Here is a 1,020-nt window from a genome sequence, read left to right on the forward strand (position 1 = left end):
CTGATGATGCAGACATCACCATTACCCGTAATAATATGTACAAGAAAGAGAAAGAAGAAGTTCAGAAGATTACTGACCAATCCAGCCAGTTCTACCAAGACCTCTTCTCACTCGATAATGCTGAACCGTATATGCGCCTTTTGGCCGTATTCCATAATATATAATACCCCATGGCAGACAATATAACATATCGATTTATACAAAACGTAGGCGACTACTTTCCTTCTGGCTATTTCACCGAAGACTTTGTAGATAAGGTGCAGAAATGTTCCGGTCGTACTGCCGACGAAATGAAAGAGCTTAATAAGCCTTTCACAGCCCTGCGTGCCCAATATGAAGACTATAAGAACTTCATCATCAACGACCATCCTCGCGTGAAGGATACCATTCGTCGTACCCATGATTGGCATACAACACTCTTGAAAGTTCTGGGTTATGACACAGATCATGCTTATCAAGAACCTTATGTGGTCAGCGACAATGGTGAAGTCATCGAAATGATTCCCGTACGTCACATCTTGCGAAGTGGCGACAAGATTAGTATGCTCATTATGGAAATGCAGCATCTGATTTCGGTAGATGAACAATCACCTGCCGGACTCTTTGAACAGCAGTACGAGAGTAAGCCAGATAAGAATACCCGTCAGCAACGCTATTATGCAGGACAGTGGGCCGACGTGATTCCTTCTCAGTATCTGAATAAGGATAAGTATCATTTCTCTCCGGCTATCATCAATAAGGCCGTTACCCAAATCTTCTTGATGCCCGAAGAACGTCGTCCGCATTTCATCTTGATGTTGGCGGGTAACATGGTGTTCCTCTTCGACAAAGACAAATGGGCACGCGGTTCTTACTTGCAGTTCTCAATTGATGACCTCTACACCCAAGGACAGCTTAAATCTTCACGCAATCATTACGCCCTGTTCCAACTGCTGGTGAACAAAGAAGCCTTGGCTGCCGACGGACAGACCGTATTGATGGATAGCTTGATTGAGGAGAGCTATAAGAATACTTATGAGG

The 1,020-nt window shown here is 44.1% G+C and carries 1 pseudogene; it reads left to right on the forward strand.

The features are described from left to right. Positions 1-170 precede the first annotated feature (170 nt). Positions 171-1,020: pseudogene (locus tag AB5935_RS23930) on the forward strand (type II restriction endonuclease subunit M); the annotation flags it as partial.

The organism is Phocaeicola sp. RTP21198st1_B8_RTP21198_201120 (genome assembly GCF_040929485.1).
GTDB lineage: Bacteria > Bacteroidota > Bacteroidia > Bacteroidales > Bacteroidaceae > Phocaeicola > Phocaeicola dorei.